The following is a 21,714-nucleotide window of genomic DNA, read 5'->3' as shown; positions in this document are numbered from 1 at the left end:
GGGATGGGCGCACTGCATTGGCGTCGCCCTCGAACACTCGGAACATAGCTCTGGCACTCGCCAAGGAGACGCCCATCCCCATTGATGATTCACTCTCTATCGGCCTGCGTACTTGTTAGGTCGAGTCCCGGCCAATATAAGTTAAGGAAGATTGGCCCGTATGAGCTGAGCCACAACATCGGTGTACCAAACTTTCGGCATGTTGCGCCAAATCTCATATGAATATCTGATCCGTGTAATATCCCCTCGCATCACCATCGCGTATAACTCCTCGTACCCTTGGACATTGACGAAGAATTTAAGCATGTGATCGTCCAAGAAGTAGAACTCGTCGTGGTCAAGACCACGCTGTGTAGCGTCTTCTACTAACAATCCGAACAGAAAAGCCCACTCATCTTGATCGTCCCCCGCGCCGAGCGGTTGTGTCAGGTCTGCCCGGCCATTGGACACCGCATGAACTCTGTTGTGGCATTCGCGACAGAGCGTTATGCCGTTTCCAGATGCGAAGCTCCCCCAAGGGTAAAGCGTTCTCCGCACAATATGGTGCGCTTGAATAGCCTTTGTCGAATTACAGCACACGCAGCGCGATAGATCGCGCGCTTTCACAAACCTGCTCCACAAGCGGAGGCACCAAGCGGTCGATCGGTGCGCCTCGACCGCAAGTTCAAGTTTTCGCCGTAGTTGTCGAAGTCCCTCAAGCTCCGTCGCCAGTGCCTGAGGATCACTGCAACTGCTCGTACTCACCGTTATACCTTTTGACGAGGTGCCCCTGGTAGGGTCCATTCAGTGAAGCTGAAAGCGGAAGTCAAGCACATGAGCAATACCCCGACGGTGGCCCATCCCTTCTGGCCGCCTCTTCGCATAAGTGCTCTGCGCGAGGCAAGCGCCTCATCAGTTTACTGAACTACGAGACTATGTGCCGTAACGACCCACTCACCGCGGCTGATTTCAATTTGGTCTTCATCGGTAACGAAACGCCATCTTGACCATATAAGGAAATAAGCGCGTATAGCGCAGCATCCGTAGCCCTGACTTTCCCAGGGTTCTCGAGCGCTATGGGATATGCCGGCGTACTATCGTCGATCCATTCAACCGTCTGACATCGCGGAAATTTCGTCTGAGACACGGAAAAACCTCGCGTGAATTGCGTGTGCCAATAGTTATGTTTTGCGCCTCCGTGCGGCGGATCTACCCTGAAGCCCCATATCTGGGTGTTCTGGCGTCCAATTAGGACCTCCAGCTTGCACGTGCCCGGATCGGCCGTGAAATCCCACTCGCACCAAAGACCGATGTTGGCAACCCCCAATCCCGACGGCGTACGTAGCGGCACCAAGTAATCGCCGAAATTCCCGCTCTCATTCGCGAGCGCCTTTTTTACCGGCAGCACCGTCTTGAACCAATTTACCGCCTCGAAACCGGGCTGGGTTCCCTTTAATGTTTTTCTGTAGAGCAATCCTTCGTTAAACAAAGAAAGGATGATGTCCGAGAAGTATTCGTGGTCTTTAGACATTTCTTCAAATCAAGCGAACTTTAGGTGCGTACTTGTATCCCCAGCTCATCACGGATTCCGCGAGAACGTATCGAGTAGGCCAGACTGACTCGAATGCTGGCTGGAATGCATCTGCCAATTCTTGTTCCACAAAACATGAAAAATCTTCGACAAACACAAAGTTTTTTTCGGGTGCTGGAAAATCCCGGTATAAGCCGTCGAGTACTTCGTCGCCTTGAACTTTGGAAACCCAGTACACAGGCCGCGAGACCCAGTGCTGCTTCTCGAACCTGTGGGGTGACACCTGCTCGACCAACGATTCACTGTATCTATGATTAGCGAGCCATTGCCACTTGTCCTGATTTTCTGGTTCACGAACAGTCCATGGCATCCGGTGCCCCAAATGCGGCGCGTCAATCAAAACGTCTTGCGTCGTCAGCACGAGGGTACTCAACCATCGCCTTAGCTCACTCACCAATACCCGCGCGATGATTCGTCGCACTTCTATGCGAATAGCTTCGTCCCCCTGGTCGAGCGCAGCAATCAACCCGGCGCGAAGCTCCTTGGATATCGCTATACGCCCTTCCGTGAAGAATTGTTGAAATGTGGCGCCACCTGGTGAGGTCGAAGTCGGGTCAAGAAAACCGAGCGCATGTATTGTCAGTTGAGGAATATCTTGGTCACTGAACCCCAGCCAAGGAAGAATAGGTTGCGATAGGTCGACAGCCTCAAGCTCGTCGCGACACTGCCGAATATCAGTGACCAGTCTTGGCACCAAAGGCCAGCTCCAGGGATGAAAACTGGACTTGACGGGAACAGCGCCTGTCGGCTCCTGCCACAGTGCAGCTAGATCCAGCAAGCGATCATTCAGGTGAAAATCACTTGAGGTCAACGATGTTGCGATTTGCATGCTGAGATCGAAATCAACATCGAAGAATCTATTTAAGATACCGATCGCCGGCACTTCGCTATACGCCCTAATCCAGCCCGCCAAGTCCTCCGCCGTAAGCCATGCATGGTCCTTCAACGTCTTCAACTGATAGTCGATAAATAGCACATCGACTCCGTCGAGGTCCGTGAGAGACCCAATCGGAGCATGCGGCTCGCTCGATACACCATCAGCCCCAAACCTTTCGATTGCGGCGATCAGTGCACTCTTGCGTGCGGCGTCCATATAGCGAACCGAGACGTTTACACCGACGCTTTCGCATGCGTCTTTAATACGTTGCTCGTTTCTGCTTGCACTGTCCTCATTGTCATCTAGGATCAGTATCTCAAGCTTATTTGTCATCAGAAGTCACCCAAGACAATTCAAAAGTAGAAGCGTATCCTTCTTCGGGTTCAATGAAGCCGACCTTAGCACCACGCGACTCCGCAATCATGCGCACGATCGTCAGACCGAGTCCATGCCCGCCCAAACCCATAGCCTGCCGCTGTTCAGAAATCAGACCTTCACGCTTGAACGGCTCAAAAAATTCAGACGCTTTCTCCAGGTCGATCCCTTTACCACTGTCAGAAATTCGGACCCATGAACGCTGTTTCGGCCCTGTTCCAATGTCAATCTGAATCTCTCGACGACGCGAGTCAACCATGGCGTTCAGCGCATTGGTCAACACATTCTGGAAGACGCCGTGCCACTCTGCCAGCGTTGCCATCGGAAGGTAGACATCGCGCTTACCGGATACCGTAACACTAACCCCTTCGAGGAATTGAGACATAGAGGCACGAACTGTCTCAATCACACGTATTGCACGCAGCGGCGCGACCCGCTCGCGATCTTCGGCGTTGGACAGCGGCTCAAAAATTTTCCGCATCTCCCTGAATCGATGCACCCATTCCATCACGTCTGAAGCAAAGTCGGCAGCTCGGCCACCGGCGTTCTCCAGCCTTGATGCGATGCCCTCCAACACAGATAATTGGCGGCCCGTCTCATGCTCCAAGGCGAGTGCCGCCATACCGGCGGTAGCCAAAGGGCCCAAAAGGGCGGTAACCGCGTCGCGGTAGGTCTGCTCTCGCTGCGTAGCAACGACGAACGACGACACTTGATGCTTTAGGTCATCGTAGACTTCCGCGGGCATCGAAGCTCTATAGTTGCTTAGCGCGTTCTCGACCCGACTGGCCCCCTCTTCCGGAGTCTCGCTCGGCCGTTGACGCTTCGCAACTTCAATACGCCGGCGCATCGAACAAACGGCGTAGAAATCCACAGATCGTCTTACGGCATCACGCAACTGCTCATAGGCGTTATTGATCTGGAGTCGATCGCGCGTCACCTGGATCTTGAGAAATTCGCTGTTGGAACGCTCCTCCCTATTAGCAGCACGCTGCTCCGCCCCGGTATCTACGCGCACGACGCCAATGATCCGCCCCTGCGTCGGGAGGTCGTTTAGAGCCCGTTCGACATGAAACCTCGACGGCAGTAGCCGGGATTTTACTTTTCTGTGCGAGTGGTCGAATTCTAGACCCAACCAATCTTGATGAATGCCGTAGTAGGGCAAGCGAAATGGCCCGTCGTAGACGTGCACGCCCCCAAACTCCGAAAGGTAAGTCCGCACGTCACCAACTTTGACGTTTCCACCAAGATGGCCCGACAAGTTAAAGACGCGAATTTCCCATGTCGCATCGTTTAGATCGCAATCTTGGAGAGGAAAAGTTTCCGAGATCGTTTCACCATCCTCGAACGTTACTGTCACGCGCTGGCTTCGCGTCTGATAGCCCTTCTCAATTGCTCCTTCGATCTTCGCAATCCAACGTGACAACCCTTGGCTAACCTGCCGCTGAAATGCTTCCGCGCCCCCAGTAATTGCATCTGCGTGTAGATCAATGGTGAAATCCCTCGACTGATCGACACCAGTTTTGCCTGCAAATCCACTAAAGGGGGGGCGCAGAGTCCAGATTTCTCGTGCCAGCAAGCTCAAGGATTTTTCGTTCCATTCTTGTACCAGGCGCGATAGAACAATCCGGAACCCATGGGGGCTTCCACCGGCGTAAGAGGCTGCAGTCCGTGTCACTTCATACTCTGCCTGCGCTTGGGTTAGGAACTCTCGCCGTACTGCCTTATCCCAATCTACCGTAACATGCAGCAGCTCTCTCTTTCCCTGCGCAGTAGAATGGATTTCCACTTGGTGCGCCAGAAACTGGACCGCAAGTCGACCGACCCCCTTTGAGCCGGTCAGCGGACGACGTAACTCGCGAGAAAACTCTTCATGCTGCTTGTGAGTTGTACCAACCCTCATCCAAAATCGGGTGAACTCGTCTAGAGTCATCCCGTGACCATCATCGACGATCTCTATGGAATCGTCGTGGAATGTGATCTCGCATCGCGAGGCGTCTGCATCGTACGAATTCTTGATTAACTCTGCCAGCGCAATATGCGCCTTCCCGACAAGGCGCTCTCCGAGCTCACGCAGCAGCGCGGAGTCTACGGTAAATGTGAGTACCTTAGGAGACTGAGGTTCGACCGGCACTATATTTCGCATTAGGAGCCTTTATGTTGCCTCAACGCGTTCTTAACACAACATACTAACGTTTCCTTCAAGACACTATCGAGAAGTTCACGGGGCCGGCAACTCAAGCTCCAAGTTCATCCAAGTGCTGAAGGATACTTTCACCTATAACTTGCCCCAAGCGGACAGGAACGGCATTTCCGATCAGGCGCCCGATTGATTTAATCTCGACAACTTCACCAGGCGCAACAAACGAATAGTTACGCGGAAACGTCTGCAACAGTGCTCCTTCTCGTAAAGAGATGGCCCTGTCCTGAGCTGGATGACCAAAGCGCCCATTACCAAACCCAAAAAATTGGGTTGTTATGGTTGGCGACGGTTTGTCCCACTGCATGCGACCGTATACAGACGGGAACGAACTGCCGGATGCTTCCTTGTGACAGTCAGCTATGAGTTCTTGATCCCAAGTGCGCCATGATCCGCCTGGGATCGATGCACGAATCCGGGCCATGTTTCGCTCGCTCAGCTTTGAAGAGGTATGAACGATGTCCGGTGCATAGGAATCGCCGGCACCCAAAACGGGCAAGTGGCCTATCGTGTCGCGCACGGTACGCCGGCGGTCTCGACGGGGGTCACGCTCACGGAGCTTGATCTCGCCAAATCTTGAGGCGAGAAGTACCAACCGCTTGCGCTCTTGTGGAACACCGTAGTCGGTACAGGCAACGATCTCAGCAGAAACCTTATAGCGTGCTCGGAAAAGCGCGCGGACGAACTGCTCGAACACCCCATGCCGTCGTACCTGAGGCACATTTTCCATCGTCACGATGTCCGGAAGCGTTTCGCGTACCAGTCGCCCGAACTCAGTCAGCATCGACCATCGCTTATCGGCAGTGTCCGTCTTTCCAAGGCTGTAGCTGGAAAAGGGTTGGCACGGAGCACACCCTGCCAGCACTCGGATACGCGCTCCGCCGAAATGCTTCCCGAGCTCTTCACCCGACACGGAACAAATGTCGCGCTCGAAGAACAACGCTCCATGATTGTTACGCTCATAAGGCCACCGGCATTTGGGGTCAAGATCATACCCCGCCTGGACGTCAATCCCTGCCTTCCGAAGGCCGTGGGTGAGCCCACCGGCCCCGCAGAATAGATCAACAGCTGCGACGCTCATTGTGTGTTCATTGCATATTGTGAAATTTGGCACCAAAGTCGCCGTACCACTTTGATTTTACAGAGTTCGGCACTGGGACCCGTGGTCATTTTTGGACTGCTGTCTGGAACAGACACGATGTCCGCAAAGACGGCGCCGAAGGCGCATTGTGCAACAAGCTCGATCTACCTGGTGTTGGGAGTGAGCCGACGACACGCGTGACGCGCATGGTCTCTGGATTGAGCAGACGAAGGCGCCAAGTTTTGGCTTCGCGTGGTCAACGCCTGAAACAGCGCGACGTGAAGGACATTCCGATCGCCGTGGTCGATGGACTGAAGGGCTTCTTCAATACGATTAACCCAGTGTTCCCGAAAACGACTGTTCAGACCTGCATCGTGCGCCTGATTCGCAACTCGCTGGGCAATCTACCTCGCAAATGCTGTCCCCCGACCAGCCTTTAGATTAGGGATACGACTTTGGTATTGACCAACGCGTCCAAATGCTCATAGAGCAACATCGGAACCGCCCCACCTGAAATCAGAACCCCAGCCTCCATGTTTTGCTCCATTGCATGACCGGTCAGGTTGGCGCTGGTGATAAAACAAATGCTACCGTCAGCAACGGCGATCTTAGAGTGGACCCGACCGTCGGAAAATGGCGCAACTCGGTCCCTCCACGCATAGAGCTTCACGGACGGGAGTAGCTTTCTCATCTTACCGATCGCATCGAACGAGATGCTTCCGCCGTGATCCAGTGATGATTCGAGCAACATCGCGATGCTCACGCCACGTGCGCTTGCTTCGCTCAACGCCTTCACGATCGTCGAGACGTCGTAGGCCACAAAACTGGTAACGAACAAGCATTGCTTGGCCGCGCCGATAACTTGTAGTAGCGCCTGCTCCGTTCGACGAGCGGAGACAAATGGCGTCGTCGGCCCGGTCCACACGAGTTCGATAGATTGACGCTTCGACACGTTCTCGGACGCATAGCTGGCTGCCAACAGCATAGAGGCCAGCTCACCGGAACCGATCGAGCTAGCCTGCCAAACCTCAACGAGCCGGTCGACAATAGTCTTGGCCGTGGCCGTACCGACAACATCCGACAGGGAGACGTTCGCCTTCACGCTCTCGATCTTCCGAATCCTTCCCGCCAGCGCGCGAACCTTCTCCGGCGACATGAGACAGACCACGGCAGTGACGGCTTCCAGCAACGTCTCCATGTCAAAGCCCCGCGAAGAACGCAGCAGACCCTTGATCGAGGGTCTGCACTAGCAACGATCTGTCGAGGTAACGATTACTTCGCTCACAAGACGTCTCAGCGACTAGACTGCATGCATGACAAGCTGCTGCGTGCAGCGAACGGTCTTTGTCCGGATCGTGTTCCGAGCAAAGCGGATCGGACGAGCAGACCTTCGAACGGTTCAGCGCCTGACGAAGCAGTCGACCGAGATTTTCTGGTTTGCCAAGGTCGACAAGCCCGCCCAACGTCCCATCGGAATCGGCTGCTGCCGTGTAGATGAGGATGCCTGCCTGAGGATTCGCACTCGACACGTCGGCGTAAATGCGTTCGCGGATGCTCGCGGCGTTGTAGCCGCATTCCAGCGCCAGTTCGCGGATAAGCAAGTGCGAGAGCGTGTGGAGCATGGCGTACCGAATACCGGGGTAGCCCTCGTTAGGGTCAAGGCGACGCGAATTGCGCCATCCGCGGTGACCGCCCTCAAGCATGCGATTGACATGTTTGACGCCATCGAGCGTCTCCCACTTGTGGAGCGCATCTTCGTCGAACTGGATGAAGATGCCCTCGCCGTGAACTTGATTCGCAGGAACCCAATTTGGGTTGCGGCGCGCAAGGCCCGCCCTCTGCGGGCGTTCGCTCGGACCACTCGCTTCTTCGGGCGCCTCTACACGAGTAAAGCCCAACAAAGCGTTGACCTCGCGAAGCCTTTCCAACAACAGCACTCTGCCGACCCACTTCTCAAAGCCGAATGGCGTGGCCACCCTCTTGCTCATAAAGTGCGGGTAATCCGACGGCGGGTTGACGGCAGTCAGCACTTCCCACTCGGGCCCCTTGATGTCTGCCTCCCCGCCCCCTTCCTGTCCACCACCGTTGCGATGGGCTTCGATGGCCGACCAGATGTTTGATGCGGAATGTTTTTCGATACCCGGAAGACCACCTGTAACCTTCAGCGTTTGCACCACGATCGGCACCATGGTCTCGGACGTGACACCCTGAAAGACCGCCCAACCATCCTGAATCAACTGGCCGAGCGGATCGTCGGCCTGCGGGATAGCAAGCGCCGACAGGGTAATCGGGAACCAACTGTTCGTCGAACCCAGCAGGACAGCCCGCGCCTCCTCATCACACACCTCGTCGAAATGATCAAGATGTGGATGCCTGCCCCGGCAACTCGGCAGGTTTTCGCTCCCGGCCTTGCCGAAGGCTTGGGCAAGACTGCGTGAAACGCCTCGGCAATGCACATTGTCACCGTCACATCGTACCCAGAGGTTTTCAGTCTGCAGTGAGGCGCCGCTCTCGAAAAACCGAAGTGACCCTTTGCAAAGGCTGTTGCCGCCGTGCACGAAGTAGCGCCAAGGGAAGTCATCAAGGTGGCCATCACGGCAAGCCAGGAGAAAGCGGGCTGGGACGGCATCGGCATCCTTCGCGGGCTGATCGCCCTTGGAGCCACGACATCCCTTGTGGACGAAACGGGTTCGCTCCGGCCGGAAGCGGTTTTCCTTGATTTCGAACAGGCCAGCATCGAAAGGTGACAGCAGGCCACACTTCACGCACCGCATCCAGCGCGGGAACGGTCGAACAGGGACGCCGATGTTTGCTTCGGCCGACCATGGATCGACGAGTTCGCTCTTCTGGAACGGTGGCATGCGCAGGCTCTCCACCTGCGGCCCAAGAACCTTACGGACGGCGGCGAGCAGGCGTGGTTCGGGAATAGGCTGGCACCTGTCTTTCTCCCATTGGTCGATGCCCAGTGTCACCACCGAAAGGCTCGGCAAATCGATCAGCGCGCCGGGTCCGTATGTCCAGAGCAGTTGGCTAGGGCGGACTTCCCCCACGGGTGTTCTATTGGTAGTCATGGTTAGTCTTCGTCCTTTGGCACCGGACGCGGCTTCCACCCGTGGTCGTCCGAGATATGTCCCGTGTTCATGATCAGGCGCACGCCTGGCTCCACTTCTCGCATCGACATCGGAACCGTCCAGTTGTCCCACGCATGGATGCCCGGTGATTTAACCAGCCCGACCATCGTCGCGGCCTGCGCGCCACGCTTTTCATAAGCCAGCGTGCGACCGGGCACGCTCACTTCCTTCGCCCATTCGTCCGCGCGCTCCTTCAGCTCACGCTCAGCTAGATTCTTGATGGTGGGCGCCTCGCTGACGTTCCAAGCTCGCCGCACCAGTACGTCGATGGCTTCGGTGATCTCTGGCTTGTCGGATTTGTCCAGTTCGCCCGCTCCAACGTTCGGGTTGAAGGCGTCGGTTCCCAAGCGCATCAGGGAGAGGAGCGCACCGGTTAGGCCACGATCCATCGCACGCGGCGAGAAAGGCGTCACCGACTGAGCTTCCACGTGCTTATAGAAGGTCGCGTGGTAATGCTCGAAGGTCTCGTAATGCGAGAGGTCGCGCGGACGTGCCCACGTAAGTACCGTGCAAACCAAACCGGGGAAAGAACGACCCACGCGGCTGGTAGCTTGAATGTATTCCGCCGTACCCTTGGGCTGACCGTTAACTGCCATAAGGCCTAAGCGATTCACGTCCACACCAACCGAAAGCATGTTGGTCGCGAGAACTATGTCGATCGCCCGGGTGTCGCCCTCGTTCCATTTCGTTACGTACTTCCCGTTGGCAGCGTCGAACGCGACCTTGAACTTGACCTCCAAATCGTCGAGGTACTTCGGGATGTCCTGACTGGAAACGCGAGACGTCAGCTCGCGGATATTGTTGACGCTACGCTGCGCGAGTGCTGGCCGTTCGACCATGCTCATTCGCACGCGGTAGGAACGTGTTTGTACGTCGTCCTCGGCCAAGCGCCGCATTCCGCCCAGCTCGCGCAACGAGTTGAAATAGCCGACCATCGTCATGTACGGGTCGGCTGACTCGCCGAAGCGATCGAACAAGGCCTGGGCTGCGGTGAGGAAGGCGGTGTAGACGCGAATCAGCATCGCTGGCCGCGAGCTACCGGGCGAACACACGCCGAGGTAACGCCGCCCGGGCCGCACTTCGATCGGGCGCTGCACCGAGAAGTAGTTGTCCTCCACGTCCAAGCCGTGCGGCGGGAACACCGACACACGCCGCATGAACACGTTGTTCACCTGCTCCTTGGCTTTGCGTACCGTCGCCGTGGATGCGACGATCTTCGGCTTGACCGTCTTGCCATCAAGTGTCCAGCCGCACAATTCGTCGACAGACGATTCGTACAAACCGACCATCGTGCCCAATGGACCACTGATGAGATGGAACTCGTCCTGGATGATCAGATCGGGGGGGCGAATCGGACTTACGGGCTTCACCACCACCGCAGGTAGTCCCTTGGCCGCGCGGTGACCTGTATTACATTCACAGCCAGGCCACATCAAGCCGTGACGCTCGCATTCCTGACTCACGCGACCGAACAGCGTGCGCACCTGACCGCGCCACGCCATCATGGCGAACTTATCCACGGTGGCGATCATCATCGTCGGCGGGCGGCGGTAAATCTCCTCGTCCACCGTCAGCACCGGAATACCGGGGTGTGGCGACTTGCTGGACTTGCCGCGCGAGAATTCGCAGCGTCCCTTCTTGTCGCCGCAATAGACAAGCGTGCGCCCGTGATTTTTGTCGACCTCGATGTCACGCCCAGGGGCGATGTCAGAGCCACACCACGGACAGCTAGTCAGTTGCGCAGGCGATGCCGCCCCAGCATGGTATTTTCCAGGGTTACGGATATCTTCGATGGCGCGATGGCTGTCCTCGGTCGTGCCTGGCGTCACCTTATTGCCAACCCACAGGCCGATCGTGAAGGATTCGTGGCCCAACGCAGAATCACCGTTAGTCAGCGCCTCGCGCCGCAGTACCTCCATCGCGCAGATCAGCGCGGTGGCGCGCTGGAACTGCTGCAAGGTCAACAAGCGCAGCGTGTAGCGCATGATCACGGCCAGACCGCGCGAACCGTCGTAGCCGCCGAGCTTGCCTTGCAGACGGCGGATCGCCATCGTGAACGCCGCCACGCCCAGATAGGCTTCAGTTTTGCCGCCGCCGGTGGGAAACCATAGCAAATCAGCATGAGCTTCCATCGGCTGCACGCGATCCACATGCATAGGGTCGGCCAGCGAGGGAATCGACAGCAGCAGGAATGCCAACTGGAACGGACGCCAACTCCGGTTCTTTGGCTGGTCAAACCTATCGACCGTCACGTCACGCCCACGCCGCACTTCAAGCGCGTACTGACTGCGAACGCGTTGAATGGCCATTGCCCGGTTAGCAAAGCGGAATGCCGTCAAGGCTTTTTCGTCGCGCTTGAGGGTGTCGATGCCCTGCTGCAATCGGGTCTGGATTTCCTGACACCGATCCAGTGCCTCGCCGGCCTGCGCGTCATACCCCACTACATCTTCGCCGATGCGCTTGCGCTGTTCGCCAATCCATGCCGCGTAATCCTCCGTCAGCACGCTCAAGGCATCAACCAACTCGGTGACACTTAGCGTGGCAAGCCGCTCCATGTCGAGCAGACCGCTCGCTACCATCTGCTTCATCGCCGGACGATCGGTAGGATCGAGGCCCGGCGTCTCCGTGACCTGCACTTCGCACTGCGGGAGGACAGTAGTGCGCACTTCGGTGGCCAATGTCACGTCGTCCGCAATCTCCGCGTGGACGGCAACACCATGCCCGACAGCGAACTCCACGCGGTTTCGATAGATCATCTCAAGCGATTCGCGTTCAGTGTCCATACCGTCGGTGTCCAACACGGGACGGCGGCGGAAAATGGCGCGCTTGGACGCATCGGCTTCCGCACGCACGATCAGCTCCGGCTGGAACAGCCATGCGGTGTCGCGGTTTGTGTCAGGCTCCTCCTGCGCGTTGATCAGGAACAGCGTCACCAAACGGTCTCCGTTAAGGTTCTTGGCACGAATGGAGCCCTGTATCCGCACTGACGGGCGATTCGAATCCGGTGCCTGATGGGAGATCACGCCTTCGGTGAGTGGCAGCACGATCTTTCCACCGCAGGGGATACGTTGCCAGACCTTGGCTTTCTGCCCATTGGACCGCGTCTGCTCGTGCTCGTCGTTGGGCACACGTTCGTAGCTACCCCAGCACGCTTCGACCTCGATGCGCTCTGCATCGCTATCGACGCAGAACGTCATGCCGAAGCTGCTAGGCACCAGCGACTGGTTGCTAGCTGCATCGATCTCGTCCGATGCATCCGATTCGGGTTCCACCCGTCCGGTGGCCGTACCGAACTCTGCACCGGGTTCGTGCTGGCCCGGGACGATGGGGTCAGTGGGTTCCCCCATCTCGTCCCCCGCCAGTGGCCCCTCCAACCCTTCGATGCCGCCCTGAGCATCGTCGCGTGGCGCCAGCTTGCCGACCAGATAACGGTCGCGCACGCTCATGTCCACAATGCGCTCGTGCGGGCCGCCCGCAGGGCCGAGCAGGTCATCCACTACGGCTAGTTGAAGCAGTTCGCGGATGTATGCCCGATCCTCAATCGCCGGCACCCCGCCCTCAGTCTGATGTAGTACCGCAGACAAAACCGAGAGGAATTCCTCCCACTGGATGCGACCAACGCTCCCCGACGACGGCGAGGCCAGCGAGACGCTAGTGACCGGCACGGAAGTGTCGACGACCGACACCCGATCGAAGAACAACGTGGTCGTCTCAAGGTCGGAGCGAACCCGCAACACGCGCCCTACGCGAACGATCTCGCCGGCGAGGTTCAGCACCAGCACCCAATCGTCCTCAACAATGCCCGGATATAGTGAGCGATCACCCTTCAAGACCAGGGTGTAGGGCAACAACCTACCATCGGTCCTGAGGCCAAGATCAATGGCAACCCACGCATTGGTAGCTCTTTCAGCAGTGCTCGGCTCCATGACTTTCCTTAGACCTTGAATTCATTCTTGAGAAGGGCTACAACCTTTTCCTTTGTATTGAAGCCGTTCTTGATGAGAATTTCGGTGATGTCCCGACCTGATATAAAAATAATCGGATGACGATCTTCTCGGACTTCCTCATACGCCTGACGCGCAACGACCGAGGTCGTGACCAACACACCAAATTGCCTATGTCGAATCCTGGATATGAGCCGCGACACCTCTTTCACACCTACCGAATTAGGTGCCCCTCCGTTCATGGGGGGCCTGTAACATTTCGCTTCAAGGGAGAATTCTGCATACACCGGATCTTCTCCCAGGCCAAGTAGATAGCGACCAACTGCGTCTCTGCCACCATCTATGGTTCCGCGAGTAATTTCATCTACGATCACCCGCGAATCTGTCATCTGATAGATGCGTGCGGCGAACGCTTCAAATGCAATTGGGGCTCCTTCGAAGTGTTCCCATACACTGCGTAGAAGGCTAGCTTTAATTGGCGTATCCGGCGACTGCTCTTCAAGAGTTCGGATGATCGTCGTTGGTTCAGCCGCGAGAGGCAAATACTTCCCAGATGCCACCCAATCGGCCCACGCTTTTGGTGCGTTGGATGTAATAAAGTTTCCAACCCCAAGGTCATTGATCCAACTTCTGCTTACAACCGGAACGTCCAAAATCGTAAACACAGAGCGGTAATTCTGAAAGCGTTGACCCACTGATGATTTCCATACGGCAACCAGGTCTTCCGTCGCTGAGAGGCCAGGAAATCCGGGAACTGCAAGTCCCTTGTACTGAACGGACCGTGCGCCGGTCGAAGTTGCATGCTTCTTGAATACTAAAAATGGGGCAACTCCTAATCGAGGCTCCACTTCATCGTGTAAACGAGCAAACGTATGGCGCAGTACCCTATTCCCCCCTGCACGAGTTTCGTGCAGCTCATGACCAGGAGTCTTGTTGTCGCCGTAGTAGACAAACTGCCCAGTACTCAGATCGAGCGTATCCGGCCAGTCGCGGTCCTCTCCGGTCGTGAAAAGAATCACCCAATTCTTGCGCTCACCGCGCCCGGATACACGAAACCCACCCATATTTCCTGAGCCTGGAAGCAACTTTGCAATTGGTTCCCCCGAAAGTTGGCCATCAGCACTGCTCTCGTACACCGCGTCGACGATCAAATCCGCCGTCGCTAATGCATGGAATGGAAAGACTCTTGTCACCTGGTCCTCACTGAAATTCTATCCACCAGCTAGTAGAGCACCTTACTTTGATCGATATAGCCCGAATAGCCTTCCCGTGCACCGCGGACTACGACGTTTCCTCTTGATGGTCGAGCAAGGACTGTGAACGCTCGGCCTCGGCGCGACGACGAGTACGAGACGGAGTACGTGTGGCACCACTTCCATGCAGACCTTGCATGACTTCTTCCTCGTATCGCATACGGTTCAACGCCGATAGTCGCCGCAGCACTTCGATGCGAGCAGCCTCTGAGATGGTGAAGCGAACACGGTCGTTTTCGGGCAAATACGGCACTTCGTGGAAACCATGCGCGAGGTCGAGGTCGTTCCAGCCATAGGCCCGCACAACGGAGAGGTCGACGTTTCGGTGAAGCTCGCGCAGTTCTATGAAGCCTGATGTCTGGTCGTTCGCGTTGTGGAAACGGTTATAGACGTCGGTCAAGCCGAGTCCCAGAGCCCGCTGGCACCGCCGCCTTTCAGCCTCATAGTTGGCCCCCATCTCTTCGAGGCTCGGGTCTGCGAGATTACATAGCGGCAGGGTCTCAAACGCATCGCTGGGCGAGTAGTTCAACCGCGTTTCTAGAGACGACGAGTTCTTACGTGCCCACACGTCATTGATCGAAGATGCAAGGAGTGCAAACACTGACATCGACTCCGTGGCGAAGATGGCAAGCCTGTGCGCGTAAACCCACCGCACATCAATCGCAGCAAAGCCGAGGTACTTCGACACCAGAGAGCAAGTGATTACCTTTCCCTGACTATGATGTCGATCCCAATTCGTCGGATGACGCTCGAAATAGTGGCCGCGACCGATAGCGTGATACAGAGCAGGACGCTTGTCGGCATATTGCCACCAGCGCACTGGCAACGGGTTTCGCAGGACAAAGCTGCCTTCTTCGTTGCGGCGCTGTCGCTCCGGCTTAACCCTTTCTTCGATCCATTGCCACGGTAAGTGGTATTGTTGTGCGCGTTCCTCTGGCCAGTCCCAGAAATTGATCACCCAGCGACTCGCGCGCTGTTCGGTATCCGAGTTGAGGTCATCACCATTGATGTACGGAAAGATCACTTCCGCGTTCCTCGGATCGGCATCCAGCATCCTATATGCCTCATCTGGCGATAGAACGAATCCCATGCCGAGCACGATCGAGCCTTGATACGCGATGCCTGCGTTTGCTTTCAGACGTATGGGACTCCACTCCTCACGATCGGACAAGAATGCCGAAATGAACGGAGCCGGCCGACCAAGCAGTGAGCGTTCGCCCCGCCACTCGCCCTTGTGAACGTGCACGCGACTGATAACAACCGCAGCCTTTCCAGGCCAAGGCTCGTTCGGATAGGCCGCATGGATGACGGCGCCCGCGCCAACCATAGCCTCCAACCCGACCTGCCTCGTGTCGCCTTCCGCGATGGTGTTCACCGCGAGCAGTCCAAAGCCACCACCTTCGCGCAAAAGGCTCCAGGCCCGCAGAAAAAAATAGGCGACCAGATCAGCCGAACCGCGACGCCCCTCGGCGACGTGCGCAACCAACCAATCGCGGAAGTTCGTCCCTGCGACACCCGTGATGCGTTTCCCCCCCAAGAAAGGCGGATTGCCGATCAAGCCATCGAAGCCGCTGCGCTCCCGAGCGAACACCTCAGGAAACTCCAGCGGCCAATGGAAAGGCCGCCGTGCGGGTTTGTCGGCTGGCAAATCAGTCGAGAGAGCGGCGACCGATCTCCGGCACATTGAGACCAGCGCGTCGTGGTCGCCATCGGCGACCCGTTCAGCTTGGACGGTCAGCGATGCCAGCATATTCTCCAATGCCGTGCTACCGCCTCCCGATGCGAACACTTCTCCGATGAACGCATCGGCGATCCGCCCCGGGACTTCGAGCCTTCGGTGCGCGGCGGCGTCCAAATGCGCCATCGCCTCCACGTCTTTTATGTCTCGGATGGATATTTCTCGTAGACACGAGCGCAATTCGATGGCCTCATGCACCGCCTGCTCGATGTTCTGGCCGAACAGCCGTAGCTGGCCTTGCCCAGTGGGATGCATCGAAAGCTGGGTGAGCTGATCCAGCCGGTGGATGCCGAGCAGGCTGTCGCCGCAGTGCAGGTTGTGGTCGAGGAAGCCGAAGGGCCGACCCTTGGCCAGTGTAACCAGCCAGATGGAGAGCTTAGCCAGTTCGACTGCCAGCGGATTCAGATCGACGCCGTAGAGGCAGCGTTCGGCGACGAGGCGGCGGGCGACGATGTTGCGCGCCTCGGTGTCGCGCGGCAGCGCCTCGACGTTGGCGTCTGCATCCACCACCCGCCCATCGATGCCGACAGTATGACCCTGCGCCTCGGTCTGCGCCCACGACTCCACCAGCCGGTCGGCCAGCCACCGGCAGGCTTGGACGAGGAACGCACCCGAACCCATCGCCGGATCGCAAATCTTCAGGTCGAGTAGTTCGGCGGGTGATTTCAGCGTCCAGTCAGAGCGCGGCGCGCCTTGCGCCGGGCCGACGTAGGCGATAGGCGTAAGCGTCTCGGCAACGATAGCCTCGGTGAGCGGCTTTGGCGTGTAGTGGGTACCGGTCTCGCGTCGGTCGGAGCCTGTGGTGACGATGAAGGCTCCAGCAGGGTAGACCAGCGGGTAGCCCCAGGGGTCGGTGCGCACCAGATGACCGAACGACTTGATGCGGTCGCGCAGTGCCGTGTCGCCGTTGCAAGCCGTCAGCATGCGATCGGCGAGCGCATCGTCCACTGCACGAGCCAGATCGTTGCGCACGCGGCTGGTGGAACTGCCGGAACGCTGCTGGAGCAGTGCGGCCAAGCGAGCGGAACCGTCCAACCGAGCGGATTCGAGTTCGGCCAGCGTGACCCAAGGCGACTGGGCGCTCTTGGTGGCGTCGAGTTCCAGCGTGACCTCGGCAGTGCGCTTGACGGTGCGTTCCAGCAAGCCCTCATAGACGTAGCCGATCTGCTCGACATCCAACGCCCGATACGACAGCGTGCGACCTTGGAATTGCTGGATGGCTTCGAGCAACAGCAAGACGGTGCGGTTGTCGATCGGCAGCGGCTTGGCGAGGTCGGTGCGCCAGTCGGTACCACGGGCGCGACCTTCAAGGAAGGGGAAGCGATCCGGATCGAACAAGGAGCCGCCCAGCGCGGGCAGGCGCAAGTTTTCGTGCTCGATACCGCCGTACACTGCGCGAAAGACGGCCAGCAGACGCGACCACGCATCCCAACGGCGCTCCAGAATCTCGTCGGATTCGGTACGCAACTGCATTCGCAAGGTCGAGAGCGCGTAGTTGGCTTCATAGCGTTCGTCGCCCAAGAGCAGCAGGCCGCGTTCTTCAGCGGAAAGCAGGAAAACCAGCCGCATCATCACCGTCAGCGCGGCTTCGTAGAGTTCGGCTTCGTTTACGCCGCGCAGCAATTCGCGGTCGCGGTCTTGATCAGCCTTGTCGAGCGCCTGGATGAGCACTTCGACCGCGCGCCGCACCTGCTCGCCCAAGGCGTCAGTCACTTCGTCCTGGAACTTCAGCGAGCGATCGAACAGCGCGGGCAGCCGTTCGGTTTCGTCAACGAAGAAGCGCCGGACGCCCAAGAGGTGGACGAAGGCTTGGAGGGTGACGGGTTCCTGCGCCCAGATGCGCGCATACCAACTGGCGAATGTGGTGACTGCCCCCACCGGCGCATCGACCAGCATCCAGCGTTCGCCGTTGGTCACCAGCCCGAGGCGGCAACCCGTGGCGCGACAGAGCCTGACCATGCGTTCCGCCGCAGTGCTAGCCCAGCCGTCCAGTTTCTGGGTGGCGTCGAGATCGACGTCCGGCCCGTAGGCGTGGATGAGCATCAGCGGCGCGTCGCCGTTGCCGATGACGGAGAAATCAGGCGACAGGATGACGCCGTGTTCGGGCAGAGCGACGGTCAGGTGCGCGGCGCACCAGTCCTTGCGTCTGAGCACGTCGCCGCGACTGTCTTCGTCAAGTTCCAGTCCGCGCGACAAGACCTCGTCGATCCATGCCGCGTGCAGATCGGCGAAACGAGGATCGTCGATTTCCAGGGCCTCGCGCCATTCGTCGTACGCTTGGCGCAGCCGTTTGCGCTTGGCCAAATCGAGTTCTTCGAGTCCTTGTGGGAAGGTTTCCTTCAGGACGGGGACAGCGAGAAACGGGCCTGAAATCTCAATGAGAGAGAGCCATTCGTGGTGCATGCTCATGCGACACCTCCGGCGGACTCGGGCACGACGAAGATCACCGCAACCGGGAAGGTGCGGTCGTCGAGCTTGGCGTAACGGGATTCGATGGCCTGCGTTTCCATCCTGCGCTCGTCGGGGATGCGCGCGAGGCGCGCCTCCAGCGCGGCGATGTCACGCCGCAGTTGCATACGCTCGTCCTCTGTGAAGAGCGAGAGCTGTTCGGGCTGCTCGCCTTTCTTCAATTCGGACTGGATCGCCTTTTCCAGTTCGTCGAGCACCGTGCCAATGTCGTCGATTTCCTGTTGCTTGCGAGTCTGGAGCGTGTTGGTCAGGTAGCGGAGACGCTCTTTGGAGCGGGACTCCACCGCTTTCAAGATGGCTTCCTGTTGACGGTCGAAGCGTACACGGAGCACGTCGAACAGGGACGAGGCCGCCATGGTCGGTTTCGCTTCGTCCAGCCACTGCTGGACGCGGGTGACGCCCTCTTCGCGACGGAAAGATTGGTCGCGCAGGTAGCCGCCCGATACCGTCAGCTCCTCGTGCAGCCGATGATGGTTGCCGCCGGTGACGACGAGCCGCGAGACGACGACCACAGCGGGGCCATCGACAAGAGCGTCCGGCACGGTACGGACGGTGACACGATGCAGCTTCTTCACATCGTCCTGCGCCCAGATTTCGGCGCGCAGCAGACGCAGGCACATCTGTACCAAGCGATGGTTCAAGTGGATGAGCACTACGTCGTCGCGGCCACTGGCGACGGCGTGGTCGAAGGTGATGGGCCGAATGTTTTGCGTGTGCGGGTGGCGCAGCCCTTCCAGACAGCGCGCCCACGAGCCGGACAGCGTAGGCATACGGAAGACGCTGCCAGACGGTGCACCCGCAAGTTCGACGGGTTCCAGCGGCGGACGGCCCACCAGCGCGAGGCCGGTCTTCACGGCCATCAGGACGTGGTCGGGTGTGAGGTGGAAATCTTGCTTGGTGGCAAGCAAACGCTCGTGCAGCTTAGCGACGCGCTCCTTCAACTCGCGTTCGGCGCGCACGAAGTTCTTGGCGCGGGCGATCCGCGCCTCGGCCAGACGCGTGTCCAAGTCCTTCAGGGAGCCTTCGATGAGGCCGGACATCTGCGGCGCGATGACCGGATTCACGCTGCCCATGTCAGCACGCATTGAGTCTAGTTTCCGCAAGGCGCGCAAGATGTCCTCGCCGTGGCCACCGACCGATGCACCACTCGCGTCGCCGCCATCGACCGGATGCCAGATCAGCACTTCCTTCTCGCGCTGCCCATGGCGGTCGATACGCCCGTTGCGCTGCTCCATCACGTTGGGGTTGTATGGGATCTCAAGGTGGATGAGTCGACTACAGTGGTTTTGCAAGTCAATGCCTTCGGACGCTGCGTCAGTGGCAAGCAGGATGCGCACCGGGGATTCCTGCGGTGATGCCTGGAACGCCGCCTTGATAGGTTCGCGCTCGTCTTGGGAAAGGCCACCGTGAAGCAAGCCGAGACGCTCGCCGCTAAAGCCGTGGCTGGCTAGGATTTGATGCAGCCACTGGTGCGTGGTGCGATACTCGGTGAACAGGATCACACGGCGATCGCTCCACGAGCCATCCGGCTTGAGGTTCTCAGTAAGCCAGTCGAGAATGGCTTGGGCCTTGGAGTCGGCCTGATTCTTGGCGCGCTGTGCCCATACCCTCAAATCGTCCAGCATCGCACGCTGTTCCACCGTCAGTGGCGGCGAACGGCGCGTAGCCTCCTCGATAGCTTCGGCATGGGCATTCTCGACTTCCTGATCGTCCGCGTAGTCCTCGTCAGCTTTGAGGATGGCCTTGTGCAGGATGCGCTCTGCCATGGCGTCTTGCTTCGCAGGTCGCGCTTCGGATAGCGATGCGATGTGCTTTTCGAGCGTGGAAGCGAATGCCGCCGGCGACGAGAGCAAGCGCTTCTTGAGGAGCCGATTGATGAAGGCCGTGCCGAAACCATTACCCGCCTTCTCAGCATCCTTTTCGCGACTGGTGCAGTAGTCATCGAGTTTGCGGTGAATCTCTCGCTCTTCGGCCGAGTACGGGACCGTGAGCGCCTGCAAAGTGCGCCGGGCGTACAAGGGGTTGCCTTCCGCATCGACCAGATCGCTCTTCAAGCGGCGAATCATCACCTGACTCAACTGCTTTTCGTCGGGGAGAATGTTCCTGGCAAAACGTTGGTCGTCGAGCAATTCCAGCAAGGAGGTGAACGACTCCGTGTATCCGTTGTGTGGCGTGGCGGTCAAGAACAGCCGATGCTGGAAATGCGGACCGATGGCGCGGATGAGGCGCGTCCGCTGGCTCTCCAAAGCATAGTGAGCCCCTGCGGCCGGAGCAACGTTGTGCGCCTCGTCCACGATCAGCAGATCGAACTTGCGTGGATAGCAGGCATGCGGCGGAATCACGTCACGCATGGCGCGCAACCCTTCGCCGCTCTTGGCCCAATCCATTGACGTGATGAGACGAGGATGCGACGTCCACGGATTGGCATGGATACCACGCTCGCGCCGCAGTTGCTTGATGTATTCGGTATCCACAACTCGGAAATCGAGCCCGAATTTCTCCAACATCTCGACGCGCCACTTCTCCTGCAAAGACGCGGGGCAGATGATCAATACGGTGCGCGCACGGTGCCGCAGAAGAAGTTCCTGAATGACCAGACCAGCTTCGATCGTCTTGCCAAGACCGACATCATCGGCAATAAGCAGATTGACGCGCGCCATGTCGATCGCACGTACCAGCGGATCGAGTTGGAAGTCCTCGATACTAACGCCGCTGCGAAACGGAGCCTGGAGGAACCCCCGATCGGCGTTGGTTGCTGCCCCCCATCGCACAGCATCAAGGAAGGCGTCGAGCGTACCCGAATCGTCCTGTCCCGTAATCAAGGGAAGGCCCGCGCGCTCGATGACTTGAGCACCCGGCTCAATTTCCCAAATGACTTCCAGCTCTTCACCAAGCCCATCCTCGTCGATCGAGGAAAGCGTTACGCAGTGTTGACGTGCTGAATGGTCCGAATCCAGCAGAGCCGCATCAACATCCGCTACGACCCATTGGCGGCGACGCACTTCGACCAGTTGCCCTGGCTCCGGTCGAGTCCGGTATGCCAGTGCTTGCCGCTCCCCTTGGATACTCATGTGGCCAC

Annotated in this window: 10 protein-coding genes and 1 pseudogene; 1 reads left to right on the top strand and 10 read right to left on the bottom strand. The window is 58.2% G+C overall.

What is annotated here, in order from left to right; all coding sequences use genetic code 11:
* Positions 1 to 904 precede the first annotated feature (904 nt).
* The 4 genes from U5798_RS35310 to U5798_RS35295 form a co-directional block, all read right to left on the bottom strand.
* The gene (locus U5798_RS35310) at positions 905 to 1,510 is read right to left on the bottom strand and encodes a hypothetical protein (RefSeq protein ID WP_322084730.1); all 606 of its coding nucleotides are present in this window, start codon (positions 1,508 to 1,510) and stop codon (positions 905 to 907) included.
* A 4-nt stretch (positions 1,511 to 1,514) separates the two neighbouring features.
* The gene (locus U5798_RS35305; RefSeq protein ID WP_322084729.1) at positions 1,515 to 2,780 is read right to left on the bottom strand and encodes a hypothetical protein; all 1,266 of its coding nucleotides are present in this window, start codon (positions 2,778 to 2,780) and stop codon (positions 1,515 to 1,517) included.
* Positions 2,770 to 4,965, bottom strand: coding sequence for an ATP-binding protein (locus U5798_RS35300; RefSeq protein ID WP_322084728.1), 2,196 nt, complete (start codon positions 4,963 to 4,965; stop codon positions 2,770 to 2,772). Before U5798_RS35300 ends, U5798_RS35305 begins: the two co-directional genes overlap by 11 nt.
* A 91-nt stretch (positions 4,966 to 5,056) precedes the next feature.
* Positions 5,057 to 6,100: a DNA cytosine methyltransferase gene (locus U5798_RS35295; protein ID WP_322084727.1), complete on the bottom strand. Its 1,044-nt coding sequence runs from the start codon at positions 6,098 to 6,100 to the stop codon at positions 5,057 to 5,059.
* Between the two features lie 165 nt (positions 6,101 to 6,265).
* Between U5798_RS35295 and U5798_RS35290 the strand changes: the two are divergent.
* Positions 6,266 to 6,498 (top strand): annotated as a pseudogene (locus tag U5798_RS35290) (transposase); the annotation flags it as partial.
* Between the two features lie 38 nt (positions 6,499 to 6,536).
* On the opposite strand, the gene drmC reads toward U5798_RS35290, so the two are convergent.
* The 6 genes from drmC to drmD form a co-directional block, all read right to left on the bottom strand.
* A complete protein-coding gene (gene drmC / locus U5798_RS35285) occupies positions 6,537 to 7,298 on the bottom strand; it encodes a DISARM system phospholipase D-like protein DrmC (protein ID WP_322084726.1) in 762 nt (253 codons plus the stop codon).
* A 1-nt stretch (position 7,299) separates the two neighbouring features.
* Positions 7,300 to 9,171, bottom strand: a complete 1,872-nt coding sequence (locus U5798_RS35280; RefSeq protein WP_322084725.1) for a DUF1998 domain-containing protein — start codon at positions 9,169 to 9,171, stop codon at positions 7,300 to 7,302.
* Positions 9,172 to 9,173: 2 nt separating this feature from the next.
* Positions 9,174 to 13,157 carry a DISARM system helicase DrmA gene (drmA, locus tag U5798_RS35275; protein WP_322084724.1) on the bottom strand — a complete coding sequence of 1,328 codons (3,984 nt, stop codon included), beginning with the start codon at positions 13,155 to 13,157 and terminating at the stop codon, positions 9,174 to 9,176.
* Between the two features lie 8 nt (positions 13,158 to 13,165).
* Entirely contained in the window at positions 13,166 to 14,368 is a 1,203-nt protein-coding gene (locus U5798_RS35270; RefSeq protein WP_322084723.1) for a restriction endonuclease, read from the bottom strand.
* Between the two features lie 88 nt (positions 14,369 to 14,456).
* The gene (locus tag U5798_RS35265; RefSeq protein ID WP_322084722.1) at positions 14,457 to 18,575 is read right to left on the bottom strand and encodes an Eco57I restriction-modification methylase domain-containing protein; all 4,119 of its coding nucleotides are present in this window, start codon (positions 18,573 to 18,575) and stop codon (positions 14,457 to 14,459) included.
* Positions 18,572 to 21,706, bottom strand: a complete 3,135-nt coding sequence (gene drmD, locus U5798_RS35260; RefSeq protein WP_322084721.1) for a DISARM system SNF2-like helicase DrmD — start codon at positions 21,704 to 21,706, stop codon at positions 18,572 to 18,574. Before drmD ends, U5798_RS35265 begins: the two co-directional genes overlap by 4 nt.
* Positions 21,707 to 21,714: the final 8 nt, after the last annotated feature.

It is taken from the genome of Burkholderia sp. BCC1972 (genome assembly GCF_905339605.1).
In the GTDB taxonomy this organism is placed as follows: domain Bacteria; phylum Pseudomonadota; class Gammaproteobacteria; order Burkholderiales; family Burkholderiaceae; genus Burkholderia.
The sequence above is the reverse complement of the archived record's forward strand: the minus strand, read 5'-3'. Positions and strand labels throughout refer to the sequence as shown.

Excerpts from the sequence above, each read along its gene's own strand:
- drmA (WP_322084724.1), bottom strand. The coding sequence starts at position 13,157 with ATGGAGCCGAGCACTGCTGAAAGAGCTACCAATGCGTGGGTTGCCATT.
- U5798_RS35310 (WP_322084730.1), bottom strand. The coding sequence starts at position 1,510 with ATGTCTAAAGACCACGAATACTTCTCGGACATCATCCTTTCTTTGTTT.
- U5798_RS35305 (WP_322084729.1), bottom strand. The coding sequence starts at position 2,780 with ATGACAAATAAGCTTGAGATACTGATCCTAGATGACAATGAGGACAGT.
- U5798_RS35295 (WP_322084727.1), bottom strand. The coding sequence starts at position 6,100 with ATGAGCGTCGCAGCTGTTGATCTATTCTGCGGGGCCGGTGGGCTCACC.
- U5798_RS35265 (WP_322084722.1), bottom strand. The coding sequence starts at position 18,575 with ATGAGCATGCACCACGAATGGCTCTCTCTCATTGAGATTTCAGGCCCG.
- drmD (WP_322084721.1), bottom strand. The coding sequence starts at position 21,706 with ATGAGTATCCAAGGGGAGCGGCAAGCACTGGCATACCGGACTCGACCG.
- U5798_RS35280 (WP_322084725.1), bottom strand. The coding sequence starts at position 9,171 with ATGACTACCAATAGAACACCCGTGGGGGAAGTCCGCCCTAGCCAACTG.
- drmC (WP_322084726.1), bottom strand. The coding sequence starts at position 7,298 with ATGGAGACGTTGCTGGAAGCCGTCACTGCCGTGGTCTGTCTCATGTCG.
- U5798_RS35300 (WP_322084728.1), bottom strand. The coding sequence starts at position 4,965 with ATGCGAAATATAGTGCCGGTCGAACCTCAGTCTCCTAAGGTACTCACA.